Below are 17,797 nucleotides of genomic sequence, written 5' to 3' on the forward strand. Positions count from 1 at the left end.
CCCGCCAGAGGGCAGGGTATTTTAATGTATCTATACATTCAGCTGATCAATACAGCTTAGAAATAAACGGGTTTCACGCATACCGGCTTCGATGCACCAGTACTATGTCCAGTGTATTTCAGACGTCCACTTTCTTGATCTACAGTAAACGTCACGATGTTGTTGGTATCGCGGTTGGCTGCAATGAGCAATTTGCCATTCGGTGTTAATGCAAAGTGACGTGGATGTTCACCTTCTGCAGAAACGTGTTCAACCAGTTTCAGATGCCCTGTTTCAGCATCTGCTGCAAATACAACGATGCTGTCATGTCCACGGTTCGATCCGTATACAAAACGACCATCATTCGATACCGTAATTTCAGCAGTTGTATTTTCTGCGCCCTCATAGCCATCCGGCAACGTCGACACAGTGGATACTTCGGTCAACGTACCTGCTGCTGCATCATAACGGAAAGACGTAATGGAAGAATCCACTTCGTTAATCACATAAGCGAATTGACCATTGGGATGGAACGCCAAGTGACGCGGACCTGCTCCTGCATGGGTTTTGGTTTCGCTATGCAGCACAAGTTCATTGTTGTCAGCATTGATCGTGTAGATGGCAATCTTGTCAGCACCCAAATCCTGTACCATCATGTATTTGCCATCCGGGCTGAAGAAAGCAGAGTGAACGTGAGGCTTGTCCTGACGCTCAGGATGTGCGCCTTTACCCTCATGTTTTTTCTCATCCAGAAGCGCTCCGACTTCACCGTTATCACTCAACGCTTGCAGACCTACCAGTCCTCCGTGATAGCTGGAGAGGATCAGGTAACGTCCCGAAGGATCGCGCTGGATATGACATGGTGGAGCCGAGATGGAATGATTACGATTAAGCAAGGACAGTTTTCCTGTGGAAGGATCAATGTTCAGAGCAACCGCTTCAGACATTTTGTTCCCCTCTGGAGATACAGCTTCCCCAATCGCATATACTTTGTTGTTTTCGGCATTTACGTTTACAAACGTTGGGTTTTTCACACCCGAGATGCCGTCCAGCTTGCTAAGGCTGCCTGTATCCTCATTCAATTCATATGCGTAAATGCCCTCATTTTCCGCTTCGGCATAAGAGCCGACCAATACGAGCAAGCGTTTTGATTCACTCATTACAGTTTCCTCCTCTATGTGTATGTAGTCTAGTTGCACCTCTTCTATAATAAATCTGCCATATCAAAATAGCAATCCGTCCACCCCGCTCCCACTCTCCACACTCCGAGTCTCGTGCATGTATTTGTAGCATTATCATGCCAATATCCATTCACGATGCAGGACAACTTCTGCTATGATTAGATAGGTTTTTCATCATGAAAGGACTGAATTCGGTTGCTGCAATCATTTTTGCTTACGTTGTATCATGTTTTTCTGCCCATATCCCTGCCAGTCATCGGAGGTATTTTGTTAAAACGGTTCAAAAATTGGGATACCCGATCACTGTCAACCTTCTCCCTCTATATTTTGAGCCCTGCGCTTATCTTTGATACACTGCTGCATGCCGAAATTACCTGGACGGACGTCACAGGCACGTTCTGGTTTTCCATTATTAATCTGATCGCGTTATGGGCGCTGGCTGAACTGTTAAGCCGGATCTTTCACCTGGGTCCAAGCGAAAAAGCAGGACTCACCCTTGTCTCCACATTTACGAACTGTGTGAATTACGGGCTCCCACTCGTTTTGCTTGCCTTTGGACAACTGGGATTGGACAAGGCCTCGGTCTATGTGATCGGACAGATGATTATTGTAAATACGGTCGGTATCTTTTTTGCCGCCAGGTCCGAATTCACTGTCAAACACGCCATCCTGTCTGTGTTCCGTATGCCATCCATCTATGCCGCAGCTATTGCCATCGTTCTAAGGTCCACGGGCGTTCGTCTACCTGAAGCCCTGGATGGAGGTATCGCCATGCTGGCAGCGGGTTATTCTCCGGTCGTGCTTGCCATATTGGGTGCACAGATGTTACGACCGCGCGGTTCCGCTGAGCCATGGCAGCCTAATGTGCGGCGTGCATTCTGGACTGGACTTGTCGTGCGTCTCGCGGCTGCGCCGGTACTATCTTACCTGATTCTGACCGCACTTCAGGTCGAAGGTACCTTATTCAGCGTGCTGTTGATTCTGGCATCCATGCCAACAGCAGTAAACGCAGTGATTTTGGCTGAACAATTCAAGGCATCACCGCAATTTGTATCCCGCTGCATTTTATGGACAACCGCTGCATCTATGATCATTCTGCCGATTATGATTGTGATGTCTTCCGGATAAGCACTGCTGCCGATCCAGGAGACATCGCCGCTAGGCGGCGTTTCTCCAGTCTGCGCTCATAGCGCCGCTGGAGAGCTCTTACATAGAAGAATTTGACGACAAAGTACGAAATCAAACCCAGGATCACGCCAAAGACAGACATGCCCGCGAGAATATCAAGCCCACCCAGCAATAGTTCACTTAACGCGGACCAGTTGCCGCGAAACAGCTCCATGAATGCACTCTCGTGAACAGGTCCCTGTCCCATACTGTGTGCTGGCAGTATCCATGACCCAATCTGCTTGGCAAGCGGCATGAGCAAAATTGGCAGAAACGTCAGTTTTCCGATTACATTGCCCACGATGGCAGCCGGAAGCGAACCGCCAGACAAACGCACAATAGGATAGAACACAAGATAGATCAGGGATGCCGTGGAGATGACGATCAACTCGAGACCAAAACCGATTGCAAATCCGGTGGAAACCTTATGTGCTCCTCCCGGAGCACGTAACAATTTAAGAAAATTCAGCTTCAAGGCACGTGTTAAACGTGCGAATCGGTTCGCTTTGCTTTTCTGTGAATTCATACCGAACTTCCCCTTATTTACACAAATGACGGCTCACGCCGTCTCTTCATCATATATTAGACTGCATTAACATCAGCGGTGACAATGACAGGCTGCGTTTCGATGGTTACATTCCCTGCGACCGCTCTTGATATCATACAAGACTCTTCGGCCTTATGTGCAAGTCGATCCGCCTTGGTCAACTCAGCCTCTGTTGCATCAGCCTGAAGCACGATGCGTGGTCGATGTACAATTCGTTCATACGTAAATATGTTATTGGTGACATCCACCGTTGCTTCCGATTCCAGTGTCAGCTCCTTCGGTGTAATATCCGAACGTTCCAGCATCGCGGCCAGGGTGATCAGATAACAGGTGGAGGCTGCACCCAGCAGCATTTCATCCGGATTGGTTCCTGTACCAGGACCGCCCATCTCCTGCGGGATGGATATGACCGATTTTAATCCTCCTGCATCAATGGTACCCTCACTATTACGTCCGCCGTTCCATACGGCTTTCAGATGAAAAGGATGTTTCATTTCACTCATTCCTTTCTTGAAAAGTAAAAATGAATCTACACAAAGAACTCCGAAGTCAGAAAACTTTCAATCGCTGTTATCCCCAGATTTTTCAATTCCCTTTAAAGGGGAACTCCGGTGATAAGCGTATGCTTCCGATGTAGCTTTCTTTGCAGAAAGCTTGTAGCGAACGCTCCGCTTTTCCAGTTTTTCTGTCTTCTCCGTTCAGTGTAGATATTAGGTTATACTTTTCTATAACTACACTCGTTTACAAGGTATGGATTGTTCGTTCAGTGCGCTAACATGTTCTTCGTTCAGCCCCAAATCGGTAATGACCTGTGTCACGCTGCTTAATTCTGCGACTCTCGTAAAAGCCTGTATATCGAACTTGCTCGAATCTGCGAGCAAAATAACTTCATCCGCAATGCTGATCATCTTCTGTTTCACCAAAGCCTGCAATTCGTTCGATTCGCTAATGCCTTTGGTCAAATGCACCCCTTTGCAGGACAAAAATACCTTGTCCACATGGTAGGCATCCAGTGAGCGCTCCGCGAGCGGGCCTACAAAAGACAATGACTTGGAAGCAAGCTGCCCTCCAGTCGCGATAACCCTGATCTGTTCCTTGCTGCTCAGCTCGGCCGCCACCTTGATGGAGTTGGTCAGTACAGTGAGCTGGATATTCGGCAGCCCTGCAGCCATGTACCAGGCTGTTGTGCTCGCATCCAGTGCGATCCGGTCGCCTGGCTCTACCATCTTGATGGCCTCTTCGGCTATTCTTCGCTTCTCTTCCGCATGCGTAATGGCCCGTTCAGGATATGGGATTTCTCCCTGTCCTTCTTCCTTATATTTAACACTGACGGCACCGCCATGGGACCGCCTAAGCCTGCCGGCCTGCTCCAGCTTGTCCAGATCACGGCGAATCGTCTCCTCCGTCACCCCGCAGCGCTCACTAAGCTCGGTTACACGCATGCTTCCCTGCGCATCCACCCATTCCACAATTTTCTCATAACGTTCAGCCACGAGCATTATTAATTCACTCCAAACCGTTGATATCCAAGATGAATCCTGTACATCCCATCATACCACAGTGCTACCTGAAGGAGAATTTTATCGGGATGAAGAACATGCAAAAAGAGGGAGCCTGTGCTCCCTCCCTAAAATGCTGAGATGTATTATTTAACGTCTGCCAAAGGGAACCAGCCCGGTGTGTTAATAATGGCATTCCACAATCCGTCAGGGATAACCAGACGCTCCTGATCCGCTTTTGTCAAAACGGTCTCGATATCCTCCTCGCGTCCGCTCTCGATTTTCTCCACCCAGTCCGGTTCGATAATCAACTCACGTCCGATGGCTAGCAGTGGCACGCCGCTCTGAAGAGCTTCCGCTGCCTCGTCTGCCGTATGGATTGCACCTACACCAATAACCGGCAATTTGCCGCCTACGCGATCCAGGATGAACTCCATTCTGGAACGATGGTCTGCTTCGCCGCGGCGTGGTTTGGACCAGAACTCGTTCAGGGATACATGCAAGTAATCCAGATTCTTTTCTTTCAGCGCGTCAATGAGTGCGTAGGTCTCTTCCATGGTCAACCCTGGTGTTTCCGGTTCTTCAGGAGAGAAACGGTATCCGACAATAAACGGAAGCTTGGTATGTTTTGCTACAACCTTCTGCACTTCATCTACGACGGCCAGCGGGAATGTCAGGCGTTTCTCAATGCTGCCACCCCAGCGGTCTTCACGGCGATTAGAATGTGGGGAGAAGAACTGCTGGATCAAGTAACCATTCGCACCATGGATCTCAACACCGTCGAATCCGGCTTCAATGGCGCGACGTGTCGCTTCACCGAAATCGTTGATGATGGACGTAATTTCTTCGTCAGACAGCTCTCTCGGTACAGGTGAGCCTGGACGCTCACTGGCAACGGCGCTCGGCGCAACCACTTGACCAGCGGGTACAGCTTGTTCCGGAGTGAGACGTCCAGCATGGAAGATTTGAAGTACTGCTTTGGAACCTTGCTGCTTGATCGTGTCAGCGAGGCGTTTCAGGCTGGGAACGAAGCTATCGTCATACGCAGCAAATTGCGCGGGAAATCCGATACCGTTTGGTGTAACATACGTTACCGCCGTCACGGACATGCCTGCACCGCCAGTACGACGAGCATAATAAGCCAGTTCTGCATCCGAGACGGTACCGTCAGGATTAGAGGACATATGGGTCATAGGAGCGAGTACAATCCGGTTTTTGAGACTAATGCCGCTTGGTAGTGAAACTTGTTCAAACATTTGGCTATACTTTGGATTCATTTGGGGTTCCCTCCTGATTATAATATCTCTTTAAATAGATATATGAATACATATTTCGATTACTGTAACCATTATAGTTACTATTACTCCATATTTCAACTTTTCATTTTCAGACTGTGTTTAAACGATCTATTTCCTTGATTCATTAAACACATCCGAGTCTCATCAAGCTCACAGCAAAAAGGGCGAAGTGTCTTGCTGCACTCCGCCCTTGGAGACCCATCCATCAAATGCGATTAGAAATTGCGCACATATGCGAGCTTCAGGTCCATCTCTTCCACACATTCATAACAATCATGTTCATCGTTAGCTACCATGGGTGTTACAGGATACAGGTTCATTTCTGTCGTATTGTACGACTTGAGAAGAGGCAGCAGTTGTGTCACCCGTGTATTGGACGGGTCAAGCCAGGTATTGATTTCATCTTCCGAGAGAATCGCCGGCATTTTACTGCCGAATTCCCGGGTTACCATGTTGGCACCGGTCATGAGCATTGTGCAGGTGCGAAGCGGCTGCTTGCGGGTGTCTTTCCAAATTTCATATAACCCTGCGATCCCAAACAATCCCCGATCAGGCATAACCACGCGTACCGCATAACTTTTTTTGCCTTCCTGGCGCCAGTAATACAATCCGTTACACGGGATAACGCACCGTTTCGTTTCCACTAGTTTGTAGTAGGATGGGTTCTCATGAACGGTCATCAGGTTCGCATTTACGGCATCGCGCCCCCAGAACGGAATAAACCCCCAGCGAAACTCGTCCAATACCCGCTCACCGTCCTGGTGCAAAATGATCGGCGTATGCTGCGTTGGACTAATGTTATATCGGTTCTTATAGTAATACATCACACGCTCAATCTTGAAATGGTCCCTCACCTCATCCAAATCCGCTGCCAATGAAAAACGGTTGCACATGCTTAACGCTTCCTTCCCTGTGTGAATTTGATTGTATTGTTTGTTATTACAGGGAAATTATGCATGGCAACATCCAAAGAATTGATGCGCAACCAATGCGTACAGCACGGTACGTTCGAGAGAGTTATGAAAATGACAAGATCATACTAAATATCACAACATGATGTTATACTCCGCTGAAAACATCCATTATACAATGAGTTAGAGTACCTTATGTTCACAAGAATGATGTTGTTGATATGACCGTCCCAAGCATATGAAATTGATTCATATGCGGTTTATTATTTCGCTGATAAAGGAGCTAATTCATATGGAATTCAATCGTCCCGTTCGAATGGGCGTCGATTATTATCCCGAGCATTGGGACCCTGCTCTGTGGGAACAGGATGCCCGTTTGATGTCTGATAGCGGTGTACATATTGTGCGTGTGGGTGAATTTGCGTGGAGCCGCATGGAGCCTGCAGATGGGCAGTTTGATTGGAAGTGGCTTGATCAGGCTCTGGATATTCTGCACAGTCATGGATTAGAGATCATGATCGGAACCCCTACCATGACACCACCACGCTGGCTTACTGAGAAATGTCCGGATATCCTGCCCGTACTGCCAAGTGGTCAACGATACCACGAGGGTGTCCGTGGGCACCGCTGCTATAATAGTCCGAGCATAAGAACGTACAGTGCACGTATCGTACAGAAACTGTCTGAACGTTATGCCGAGCACCCGGGTGTGGTGGGCTGGCAAACAGACAATGAATTCAGCTTCACGGATTGCCAGTGTACCGCCTGTGCAGAAGCATTTCGCGAATGGGTTCGTGCGCGTTATTCCACGCTGGAACAAGTTAATCAACGTTGGGGCACTGTTGTGTGGAGCGGAGAATACAGTGATTGGGAACAGATCAACCCGCCTTATGGGGGTTCCACGTTTCAGAATCCTTCTTTTCTGCTGGACTATTCCCGTTTTCAGTCGGATTCCATCGTCGAATTTCAACAGATTCAGGTAGACATCATTCGCCGCAATTGTCCTGACCATGTGGTCACGCACAATTTCCATAGTTATCCCCAAAAGGCAGATCAATATAAGATTGCAGCAGAGCTTGATTTTGCGTCTTTTGATTACTATCCGAATCCGTCACCGAACAAAACCGATACGGCACCATACAGTGGTGCGCTGTCTCTGGATCTGACACGCGGCATTAAACGCCGCAATTTCTGGATTATGGAGCAGCTTAGTGGACCACCAGGATGCTGGTTTCCGATGTGGCGCGCACCACGTCCAGGGTTTCTGCGTGCTTACTCTTGGCAGACCATAGCTCGTGGAGCAGATGCGGTTGTACATTTCCGCTGGCGGAGTGCAACGGTAGGAGCAGAACAGTTCTGGCATGGCCTAATAGACCACAGCAATGTTCCCGGTCGGCGGTTCAAAGAATTCCAGCAGCTGTGCACGGAGATAAACAAACTTGGCGAACGTCTTCAAGGATCAACATTAGATAATCAAGTCGCCATCCTGCATTCGCATGAGCAATTATATGCCCTGCATATTCAACCTCAGGCAGAGGGATTGAACTACTACGAAAACATAAAAGTATGGCACCGTGCCTTGACCAAATTGGGAATCAGTACGGATGTCATCCACTCTTCCGCGCCACTGGATGGCTACAAGATCATTATTGCTCCTCATCTGTACCTCTTGGATGAGGAAACTGCAGAGCGACTTCAGGCTTTTGCAGCAGCAGGAGGAACCCTGATCCTAACACATCGTTCGGGCGTTAAGGATGACCATAATGTATGCGTGATGGCCCCGCTTCCGGGTTTGTTGTCCGCTTGTTCCGGTGTGAGAGTGACCGAATATGACCCGGTAGGCGGCGACACTATTACGATTCGAGATGATCAGGGCAATCGTTACGTCGCATCCCAATGGGCAGATGTGCTTGAACTGGACTCGGCACAACCAGTCGCTGTATATGCGGATCAATTCTACGCAGAAAGTGCGGCGGTTACGCGGAACCAATGGGGCAAGGGTGAAGTCTATTACCTAGCCACCCAGCCGGAAGAGGCGTATTTGCGCAGGCTGCTGCGAACGATTGGAGACAATCGCGAGCTTGCGGGAATTGAGGCTCTACCTGACGGGGTACAGATAACCACCCGGACCGGACCGAATGGATCGTTTCGTTTTATACTGAACTTGAGCCCCGAACCTGTTTCTATTCAGTTGAAGACTACCTATACGAGTGCACTGGATGGCACAAGTAAAGGCCCTCATCTGGAACTCGGTGCCTACGATATTGAAATTGTAGAGATTACGGAGTAAGCATCCCGTTCCTCGAATCATGTGTTCTTACAAGAAAAGGCCCGAGGTGCAAGTGAAATGCACCCGGGCCTTAACATCTAAGTGGAAACCATGCGTAAGACTTGTTCGAATTACCCTCGTTGTCCTCTGTGTTAAGCTCAATGATCCAGTTAGCCAGATCCTGTGTCTGCTTGAGCAACGCGATCGGATCACGGAACCATGACTCTTCCTCCGTCCATATGTATACCTTATTGTTCTTGATCGCAGGCAATGAACCCCATACCGGGTCTGCCCGAAGCTCTTCCAACTGTGCGCGGCTGGTCAAAACCATATAATCTCCGGCGTATTTGGAGAGCAATTCGATGGAAAATTCATGATATGCCCCTTGCATCAACTCAGAAGGAACTGTCTTAGGTGCTTGTAACCCAAGCAGTTCGTATAAGTTACGCCCCCCTCGTCCCGACTGGTTTCCAAAAATAAAGACCTATCGATCATATTCCTGCATGACAGAGAATATGGCTTCAGCTTTAAACAGTCTATCTTTCAACCGAAACTTCCTATAATTATTGGTCAGTATTTACATCCAATCAATTCCTTCAAATTATTTCTTTTAATATGTCCTCCAAGACATCAGTACAATCTGAAAATGATCTCAAGTTAATATCACGTATATTCTTATAAAGAATAACTGTAACTTCGTGAGCTTGTTCTTTTATCCAGATCTTTTCGCTGTGTAATAAGGTTCTTATTAAAAGAATTAAAACTATACTAGCAAAAACAATAGCCTGTATTTCGTTGATTTTCATACAAGTGAGACGAGACAGAGACAGAACCATATTTTACAACATGCTATATGTACTATGGTAGCTATTAAAAGTCTATCTGTAAATTATTTGAAGTGATGGGCAAGATGGGTGACAGAGAACTTTTCCCTATACACATATGTTATTGAGGTCCCACCTTGGAACCACAATGGCCATAGTCGAAGCTGTATACATCACCCGCAAAAGGAAGCAGACCCTCTGGCAGCACATACTCTTCAGCGGTTTCTAAGCTTTCAAGTATCGAACTCCTCTCCAATAACTTTCAATTTCATTTAAAATATAATGTGCCTCATCTTCATCAGAGAAACCATCGATACGTTGGCGCCCTCCATTATAGCAGAATTGAAATTAACTTGAGTTACACGCAGTCCTGTTGATTAAAGTTGATATGGATAAGAAATAAAGCATTATACAAATAAAATTAACAAAAAAGGTCCTATCGCTCAATCCAATTTGCGATAGGATCTTTTTTTAGTTTTTCATTTTATACTTAATACTCTGATAAGTATTAACCTGTCTCTTCAAGAGCTGAGAGCAATATATAGCCCCCTACATTAGCACTGTTCCAAACGTAGACCCATTCCTGTCCGTTAACAATAAATACTTCACCACCATGCTGACCAAACAATTGGTAGCCCGGATATACAGTGAGCACATGTGCTCCCGTTGGAGATGGGGTTGCTCTAATATTTGCTATAGTTTTAACAGTCCATGTATAAGCCTTAATGGAAATTTCGTCATTTCCTGGTGCGGCTGTGATATTTGAATTAATAGGAGTATTAGGTCTAATTCTATCCGTCGGATTATCCGATGCAAAAGCTCCAGTTACCGGAAGTGCCATTGCAGCCACCAAAGAAACAGCAATTAATTTTTTTAACATTTTAAAGAGTCTCCTTTTGGGTTGGATTTTTAAATATGTAATAGAATTCTCCTTTCTATTTACTATTCATCTTATATATGTAAATAAGAGGAACATACATAATATACCATATAAACATATGATATGGAAATTTTTTCTTGTAACTTTTTCCCAATAAAAAAAGACATCTGTCTCCTAAATTAAGGATTAGTGCTCTTTGTGATTATTTTAGGTGCGATCCTGTTCTAGAAACTTGCGGACTTTCTCCCTTCCCTCCCTATCCGCATAGACATAATAAAGCGGGTCGTAAATTTCCAAACTCCTACTTTATATATTGCAGACAATAAACTGACAGGTCTATCGATGACTGAATTGATCTGAAGTTTACCATCGACAACTTGATTCAGATTACAACCCTTTTTGGCAGCGGAGGCGTGATCCTACCAACGTAGGCAGCGCGTCTGACTGCTTATAATCATCTTTTAACACCGTGTAAAGGCAACAAAAGCGCCGTCCCTTTTAAATGGATCAGCGCTGTCGTATCAAATATGTCATTTTCATATTCAGTGTAAACACACCGTGAAGAACTCATTCACTAGTACCCATTCAGGATAGTGACGAGTCACGGAAGGAGTAAGTACGATATGTATTTTTCCCTTCTGCTTTGGCAAGATAAAGTGCTGCATCCGCTTTTTGGAGCAGTTCTTTTACTGTATCCTTTTCCTCATAAAAGGCAATGCCAATACTGGAAGTCGTGTAGAGCTCCTCCCCACCTAATACCCAAGGAAGCTGTAACGCTTCTAAGATATTTCCAGCCATAAGGCTTACTTCTGAGGAAGACTTGATCTCTGGAAGTACAAAGACAAATTCGTCACCCCCCATTCTGGCTAAAACATCGTGTTCTTGAAGACAAGATCCTGCCCTTTTCACAAATTGACGAAGTAATTCATCACCTGCATCATGCCCTAATGTATCATTGATCTGTTTAAAATTGTCCAGATCCGCAAACATGACAGCTAGTTGACCAACGTTTGTCCTTCCTTTACTTAAAGCATCATTCAATATTTTATTGAGATATCTCCGGTTTGGGGCACCGGTAAGTGCATCATGATAACTTAATTGTTCCAGTTGAACTTGGTGCTTTTTCCGCTCCGTAGTTTCCCTTCCGACGAGCATCATGTTTTTAAAATCACCGTTCTCGTCGAACATGGGTGTTCCTTTCATCTCGAGCCATACGGGATAGCCTTGTTCATGCTGCCGCTCTATTTCATAGGTAAAGGGCTTTCGTAAAAGCAACATGCTCATAAATACTGTACGAAACTTGTCGTCCACATCTCCATTGGGTTGGTAGAATACCCATTTACCCATATATTCTTTTGGATCGAAACCAAGCACCATTTTATGAGAAGGAGAGGCATAGTCCACAATACCATCCAGATTGATCAACTGGATTAAGTCTAGTGAGTTATCGGCTAACAATCGATAGCGCTCTTCACTTTCTTTCAAAGCCTTAAGCAACTGCCTGTACTCCGTAATGTTCTTAGCCACTCCAAAAATACCATTGACCTTCCCTTCAAAAAACAAAGGAACTTGCTTAATTTGCAAGTAAACAATATCTCCATTTTTATGGTGTGCTTCGGCAACATATTGACAGGATGCTCCTTTTAAAACCTCAGCAAAATACTGGCTGATCAACTCAAGCTGATGCTCACAAAATAGATCTTTGTAGGATGAACCCATGATTTCTTTCTTTTGAAATCCTAAACACTCCGTAACCCCTTCATTTACTTCTTCGATCGTTCCTTCATTGGATACAATAAAGGTGGCATCTGGATTGTGATTAATGATCGATCTAAATGCCTCAATGGACTGCTCGCTCAAAAATTCTTTCATACTTCCCGATCAATCCTCCGCTAGCATCGCTGAATTAGTAGAATAACTATACGATATTTTAGCAAATTTTGTCTTCGTATGATATTACTAAAATTAACCAGTACCAGTAGGATTAGTAGTTAACATTTACTTGATGAACACATTGTACAGCTGCCCTTGCCTAATTTTTCACATACGTCTATAGTCTATATCCTTTAAAAGATCAGACCTTACTAGTCACCCTTACACTTTTATTGAATCAAATTCGACTTATTTCCTCTTTATAATGATCAGATAGAATTATCATTTACCTTTTCAATTATAATTCGGTAGAATAGGTTCTTCTGAGCCTCCAATCTCTCGAGAACCAGGAATAGTTGCCTGTACTAAAATCCTCTTGAGCCAAATAAATCAAAGCTTCTTTTCGGGTCAGTATTTACATACTGAGGTTGGCCTAAATGGATTTCTCCAAACTTGTGATGTTTATAATATCACCATCCACATTTTTAGGTAACTAAAGACTTCAAGGATAGAACACCCCTGAGGTCTTATAGTCGGTTACTTTTTATCTTTAATTACTTTCATGTACTCCGTGTAAGCTTCCTGAATTTTTTGCCTACAGATACTTTCCCATAACTCCTCGACCTTTTCCTGAGCCTTTCATGTCTAATGCTCATTTTCCTTTCCTCTTACCTGTAAGCGGATGAGCGTTTAATCCTCTCCAATCCCCTCTTGATAAACTCAGTATAGCAGCATCGTAACCCTTTCTAGCTTCAGGTGACAATTTCTTTTCTGTCCTTGCCGCCGATTTTGAGATTGTGACATTACACTGCGTATTATGCACCCAAATACCAAGATCAGTAACGTAATATGTGTGATGTTCCGCAACAGTAAAATTATAAACAGTAACCCCGTATTGGCCTTGATATTAAAAAAAGAAATCATACCTGTTATTCCAAGGTATCATCTCTTTTTTAATATATAAATTTCATAATGAGTCCTTCTAAATATCATTAAAGAAAAATATATAACAAACGCAACTACGCCCAAATTGCTAACCCTTTATTACTTATCTTCCCTAGTAACATTCTCCTTATTTTATAATTATACCAGTTCACTATCCTATTAAAAATTGTAATCTCCCCCCGAAAACTTCGCTTAACAATCTATTCAAATTTGTATTTCTTAGTAGTTTAGTCATTCACCTGACTGAAAGAATAAGATCATTAAGCAAAAACAGTTTCCATAATATAAGATTATATGGTATATTATGTATGTATATTATTTGGAATATATAAGGATATAAGTAAATTACTAGATTAAAATGTATTATATCCCTCAAATACGTCCTATTATATCCTATAAGATAACTACAATCATTGAAAAAGGAGAGTTGTGATGATGTTGAAAAAATTTATTGCTGTATCCCTAGTGTCCGCGACAGCGCTGCTCCCTGCAACAGGTGCATTTGCATCGGAAGGAATTACTGATCGAATAGCTCCTTCCACCCCGGATGTCCAAATCACTGCACAACCCGGATCTGACACTGTTACAATTATGTCGACCACTTGGCAGGTAAATGCAGCTTCCAACTTCAGGAAGACACCTTCCCCTACTGGTGAGTATATCGGCTCTCTCTATGCTGGTGACTTGGTGAATGGTAATGAAACACGTGTTGTAAACGGTGTCACTTGGGTCAATGTATATAGCTACAAATTTTCACAATGGGGATGGATCCAAGCGTCTTACCTGGTTGAATACGGTTGATTCTTTCAAGCTCTAAATCGTTCTAATTGTTTATTTAAACAAACCTTAATAAGGATTACAGCACCCCAAACCCTTTAGCTGAAGGGTTTGGGGTGTGTAGTTTTGCCCCTCCATTAACAACGTGTTTTTACAAAAAGTCCACTCTCCTGTAAGGCTTTCATCCCTTATACATTTGCAACAATCTCATCAATGCATTTCATCAAGATGTACTCCACCAAAAAACCATAATTGAATAAAATTGTATGAAACCCATTTTCCTCCGCAACTTTTATGGATGATTTAGCGTTTTATTAGTGAATAGGATGATATAGTAAATTCTGGTTACCCGTAGATGGTCTCGAGTTAATAGTACAGTTTATCCAAAAAGATTTTGTTACATATATTTCAATTTCTTATACGGATTCACAGGATAAATATGTATAATTGTAGAATGGTGTCATAAGTGCGTAGTTGTCATTTCAGCTTTTGAACTAACTTGCGGGTTAATGGAGGTGATTTTGTTGTCCCCGCTAACTTGATACCTCTAAATCTCATAACAACATCAGTTCACACTCCTATTGAATTGATCAATTTAATTATTAGGTTATTTTTCCCTGTGATTCCTTCTCATAGATGTAATTTGAATTGTAACCATGTCATTCAGCTAGAAGTTTAGTATTACGCAAATAAAAACCGAGGTGTAAAATGAAGAAATCTATACTTATGTTATTGTTTAGTGCACTGCTACTCTTTCTGATTCCCATGCATACTCACGCTGCTTCAAATCAGACCAAAATTATCTTAGATGGTCAGGAACTAAGTTTACCGGATGATGTTGAAGTTGTTAATGTACGAAACAACATCATGATTCCAATTCGAGTAGTGGCAGAAAATTTAAAATTCAATGTGAAATGGGATCAAGAAACACAAAATGTCAATATCCAACAAGGTTCTAATGCCCTTCAACTGACCGTTGGAAAAGAGCAGGCTAAAGTCCAGAACAATACCGTGAAGCTTAACATTGCTCCACAGATGATCAAGAATACGGTTGTCGTTCCCATTCGTTTTGTTAGTGAAGAGATGGGTCTGAGAGTTGGCTGGAGTAACAAAGACAAGATTGTTACTCTAACTAGTAGTACATCACTCCCATCTACGCCCGCTAATGGCAGTGATGAAATTACCAACCTGGTTCATGATATAAACTATGCCAATAATCAACTTGTCGTTTCATTAGACCATGAGGTTACTCCAATCATAACAACACTAAAAAATCCTGAACGAATTATCTTGGATTTCCCTTCTACCAACTTCGGTAATATGGGACAAGTACCCTCTGGAGGAGCCATCGGAAAGTTGGATACGAGCGACTTTCCAAATGTTACTGAGGTACGCTATTCTCTTTTCAAAAATGATCCTGCTCAAGTTCGTATCGTGATTGAATTAAACAATGTAAATTCGGTTAATTATACTCCACAAACCATCGCCGGCAAATTCATTCTTGATTTGAGTATGGTAAACGATCCTGCACCTCCGACTCCTGTCAACAGTGGCAAAAAAATAGTCGTTATTGATCCAGGGCATGGAGGAAGTGATCCAGGTACAATAAGCTTCACCAAAAAACCTGAGAAGCATTTTGCCCTTGCTTTAGGCCTTAAAGTACAGGCACTTTTAGAAAAGGAACCTGATATAGAATTAATTATGACTCGTGAGACGGATATCTACCCTACACGATCGGAACGTGTGAAGCTTGCAAACGATCTTAAGGCAGATGTGTTTGTATCTATACACGGTAACAGCGTCACCTCTGCTCCTCAAGTATCAGGAACTGAAACGTTTTATTACCAACGTGAAAGTAGTAAAGAACTAGCAAACATCATTCACAAGAAATTGATCAAAGCCTTGGGATTTAAAGACCGTGGCGTAAAGAACGGAAACTACCAGGTTATCCGAGAAACAACAATGTCTGCGGTTCTCTTAGAAATCGGATTTTTAAGTAACAAGCTTGAGGAAGAGGCCATGATGTCTGAAACCAATCAAAACAAAGCTGCACAAGCCATTGTGGATGGTATCAAAGAGTATCTGAAGTTATAGAATGACGAATAATTCAAGAGGATGTGCTTCTATGAAAAAAGGAATCTATCTAGCTATTGCTATTTGTTCCATAAGCTTACTAGCGATAGGTTGTGGTAGCAAACCTACTTCTTCTGGTCCAGTGCAGGGTTCTGCTCCTGAAAATACTGCACCAGTGACAACAACTAGTCAGAAAGAGGAGAACGAAGAAACTCAAGAAATTGGTGTTTTTTATGCCGACGATCAACTATTACAACTTGAACAACGTAAGATAGAGATTGCATTCGAAGAGGACTCCGAAAAATATAGTAAGACGTACGAAGCCCTTCAAAGTAGCGATCAAACCGAACTGATTCCTTTATGGAAAAATATTGATTTACTATCAGCTGAATTTGATCAAGGAGAATTGACATTAGATGTGCATATTCCGGATGAAGCAAGGTTAGGATCTGGAGGCGAACTTTTAGCTATCGATGCTTTGAAAGAAACATTCTTTCAGTTTGATGAAGTTACAAGTATCGATCTGCTTGTTGACGGAAATGCAACTGAGAGTTTAATGGGCCATGTGGAATTAGAAAATCCACTAACCCGTAAATAACATTCCACCCTATGAAAAAACAGCCGAATCTCTAAATAGAATCGGCTGTTTTTATTTAAGGATCAAATGTAGTGGGCATAGGCACTCAAAGTACGAAGCTAGCTGAGGATGGCCACTACGGATACCATGAGTATTAAAAAGGTGACCCTGTAGAATGCAGGAAACACCTATTTTTAGTTTTATGATGTAATAACTTTAACATTATTAACATATGCTTTGAAGTTTTTATATGCATTTTCAATATCAACTACACGAATATCCTGGTTATCTGCGTCGCTTATGTCTGGGATTGGCAATGGTCCATATTCTTCAATCTCAGTCGAAATCGGTTCAATACTCGAAAAATACTCAAAAGAAACGATGCGAGCCTGAGTAAATGGTGTCTCCCCTCGATACATTGCTGCCATTTCAGCTAATAACTCGGTTAAAGATTGAGGCTGGGTTTCAGGGAATTCAATTTCTGCAACCTTACCCGCATCATCTGGTTTAATTGGACCATGTGGAGCAACATACCATTCATCTGCAGCTGCTAACAGACGTTTATAAGAAAGAGTCTCGGGAAGATCTCCTATTGATTTATAGTCGATAGAATTATTTGTTTCTTCAGAAGGCGATTGTGGCCCCTCTGTTTCGACCATTGAACTGTTCTCTGTTGTTGTTACATATCCAATAGTACCCGCCCCAACAATCAGAACTAAAACAATAACAACTATCCATTTTTTATTCATTCGTTCTCCACCCTTATGAAGTAATGATTTCTCTTGTATTTCCGTAACTTGGTCGCATCGCCCTATAGTAACACTGATGTCCTTAGCTGTAAGGTGCATAGATAGCGTAAAATGAACAGCTTAAAGTGATACTCTCGTTCTTTATTGTACGCTAATCCAGGTATTTTTTACAGTTCTTCCTGTTTATATCCCAAAAATAAATGATCGATATTGCCTATGAAGAACCACACCTCTCTTCATCAACATTTT

The 17,797-nt window shown here is 43.4% G+C and carries 15 protein-coding genes and 1 pseudogene; 5 read left to right on the plus strand and 11 right to left on the minus strand.

Annotated elements, in window-relative coordinates; genetic code table 11:
* Window positions 1-56: 56 nt before the first annotated feature.
* Window positions 57-1,139, minus strand: coding sequence for a lactonase family protein (locus tag ABGV42_RS08865; RefSeq protein ID WP_347381350.1), 1,083 nt, complete (start codon window positions 1,137-1,139; stop codon window positions 57-59).
* Window positions 1,140-1,355: 216 nt separating this feature from the next.
* Between ABGV42_RS08865 and ABGV42_RS08870 the strand changes: the two genes are divergently transcribed.
* Window positions 1,356-2,288, plus strand: a complete 933-nt coding sequence (locus tag ABGV42_RS08870) for an AEC family transporter (RefSeq protein ID WP_347381351.1) — start codon at window positions 1,356-1,358, stop codon at window positions 2,286-2,288.
* On the opposite strand, the gene ABGV42_RS08875 is transcribed toward ABGV42_RS08870, so the two are convergent.
* The 5 genes from ABGV42_RS08875 to ABGV42_RS08895 form a co-directional block, all read right to left on the minus strand.
* The gene (locus ABGV42_RS08875) at window positions 2,263-2,853 is read right to left on the minus strand and encodes a DUF2062 domain-containing protein (protein WP_347381352.1); all 591 of its coding nucleotides are present in this window, start codon (window positions 2,851-2,853) and stop codon (window positions 2,263-2,265) included. The two genes, ABGV42_RS08870 and ABGV42_RS08875, sit on opposite strands and share 26 nt — an antisense overlap.
* Window positions 2,854-2,909: 56 nt before the next feature.
* Entirely contained in the window at window positions 2,910-3,368 is a 459-nt protein-coding gene (locus ABGV42_RS08880; RefSeq protein ID WP_347381353.1) for an OsmC family protein, read from the minus strand.
* 237 nt (window positions 3,369-3,605) lie between these two features.
* Complete coding sequence (locus tag ABGV42_RS08885; RefSeq protein WP_347381354.1) at window positions 3,606-4,373, minus strand: DeoR/GlpR family DNA-binding transcription regulator; 768 nt, start codon at window positions 4,371-4,373, stop codon at window positions 3,606-3,608.
* Window positions 4,374-4,519: 146 nt separating this feature from the next.
* On the minus strand, window positions 4,520-5,650 hold the full coding sequence (locus ABGV42_RS08890) for an NADH-dependent flavin oxidoreductase (RefSeq protein ID WP_347381355.1): 1,131 nt from the start codon (window positions 5,648-5,650) through the stop codon (window positions 4,520-4,522).
* Between the two features lie 236 nt (window positions 5,651-5,886).
* Complete coding sequence (locus ABGV42_RS08895; protein WP_347381356.1) at window positions 5,887-6,564, minus strand: SOS response-associated peptidase; 678 nt, start codon at window positions 6,562-6,564, stop codon at window positions 5,887-5,889.
* 310 nt (window positions 6,565-6,874) lie between these two features.
* On the opposite strand from ABGV42_RS08895, the gene ABGV42_RS08900 reads away from it, so the two are divergent.
* Window positions 6,875-8,872: a beta-galactosidase gene (locus tag ABGV42_RS08900; RefSeq protein WP_347381357.1), complete on the plus strand. Its 1,998-nt coding sequence runs from the start codon at window positions 6,875-6,877 to the stop codon at window positions 8,870-8,872.
* Between the two features lie 70 nt (window positions 8,873-8,942).
* On the opposite strand, the gene ABGV42_RS08905 is transcribed toward ABGV42_RS08900, so the two are convergent.
* From ABGV42_RS08905 to ABGV42_RS31865, 4 genes and pseudogenes are all read right to left on the minus strand, one after another.
* The gene (locus tag ABGV42_RS08905; RefSeq protein ID WP_347383188.1) at window positions 8,943-9,329 is read right to left on the minus strand and encodes an ABC transporter substrate-binding protein; all 387 of its coding nucleotides are present in this window, start codon (window positions 9,327-9,329) and stop codon (window positions 8,943-8,945) included.
* 854 nt (window positions 9,330-10,183) lie between these two features.
* Window positions 10,184-10,555: a hypothetical protein gene (locus ABGV42_RS08910; protein ID WP_347381358.1), complete on the minus strand. Its 372-nt coding sequence runs from the start codon at window positions 10,553-10,555 to the stop codon at window positions 10,184-10,186.
* Window positions 10,556-11,140: 585 nt separating this feature from the next.
* Window positions 11,141-12,427, minus strand: a complete 1,287-nt coding sequence (locus ABGV42_RS08915) for a sensor domain-containing protein (RefSeq protein WP_347381359.1) — start codon at window positions 12,425-12,427, stop codon at window positions 11,141-11,143.
* A gap of 652 nt (window positions 12,428-13,079) precedes the next feature.
* Window positions 13,080-13,304: pseudogene (locus ABGV42_RS31865) on the minus strand (hypothetical protein); the annotation flags it as partial.
* A 500-nt stretch (window positions 13,305-13,804) separates the two neighbouring features.
* Between ABGV42_RS31865 and ABGV42_RS08920 the strand changes: the two are divergent.
* From ABGV42_RS08920 to ABGV42_RS08930, 3 genes are all read left to right on the plus strand, one after another.
* Complete coding sequence (locus ABGV42_RS08920; protein WP_347381360.1) at window positions 13,805-14,173, plus strand: hypothetical protein; 369 nt, start codon at window positions 13,805-13,807, stop codon at window positions 14,171-14,173.
* Between the two features lie 684 nt (window positions 14,174-14,857).
* Window positions 14,858-16,243: an N-acetylmuramoyl-L-alanine amidase family protein gene (locus ABGV42_RS08925; RefSeq protein WP_347381361.1), complete on the plus strand. Its 1,386-nt coding sequence runs from the start codon at window positions 14,858-14,860 to the stop codon at window positions 16,241-16,243.
* 31 nt (window positions 16,244-16,274) lie between these two features.
* Window positions 16,275-16,820, plus strand: a complete 546-nt coding sequence (locus ABGV42_RS08930) for a GerMN domain-containing protein (RefSeq protein ID WP_347381362.1) — start codon at window positions 16,275-16,277, stop codon at window positions 16,818-16,820.
* A gap of 179 nt (window positions 16,821-16,999) precedes the next feature.
* On the opposite strand, the gene ABGV42_RS08935 is transcribed toward ABGV42_RS08930, so the two are convergent.
* Window positions 17,000-17,548 carry a hypothetical protein gene (locus ABGV42_RS08935; RefSeq protein ID WP_347381363.1) on the minus strand — a complete coding sequence of 183 codons (549 nt, stop codon included), beginning with the start codon at window positions 17,546-17,548 and terminating at the stop codon, window positions 17,000-17,002.
* Between the last annotated feature and the right edge of the window lie 249 nt (window positions 17,549-17,797).

The organism is Paenibacillus pabuli, from assembly GCF_039831995.1.
Classification (GTDB): Bacteria; Bacillota; Bacilli; order Paenibacillales; family Paenibacillaceae; genus Paenibacillus; species Paenibacillus pabuli_C.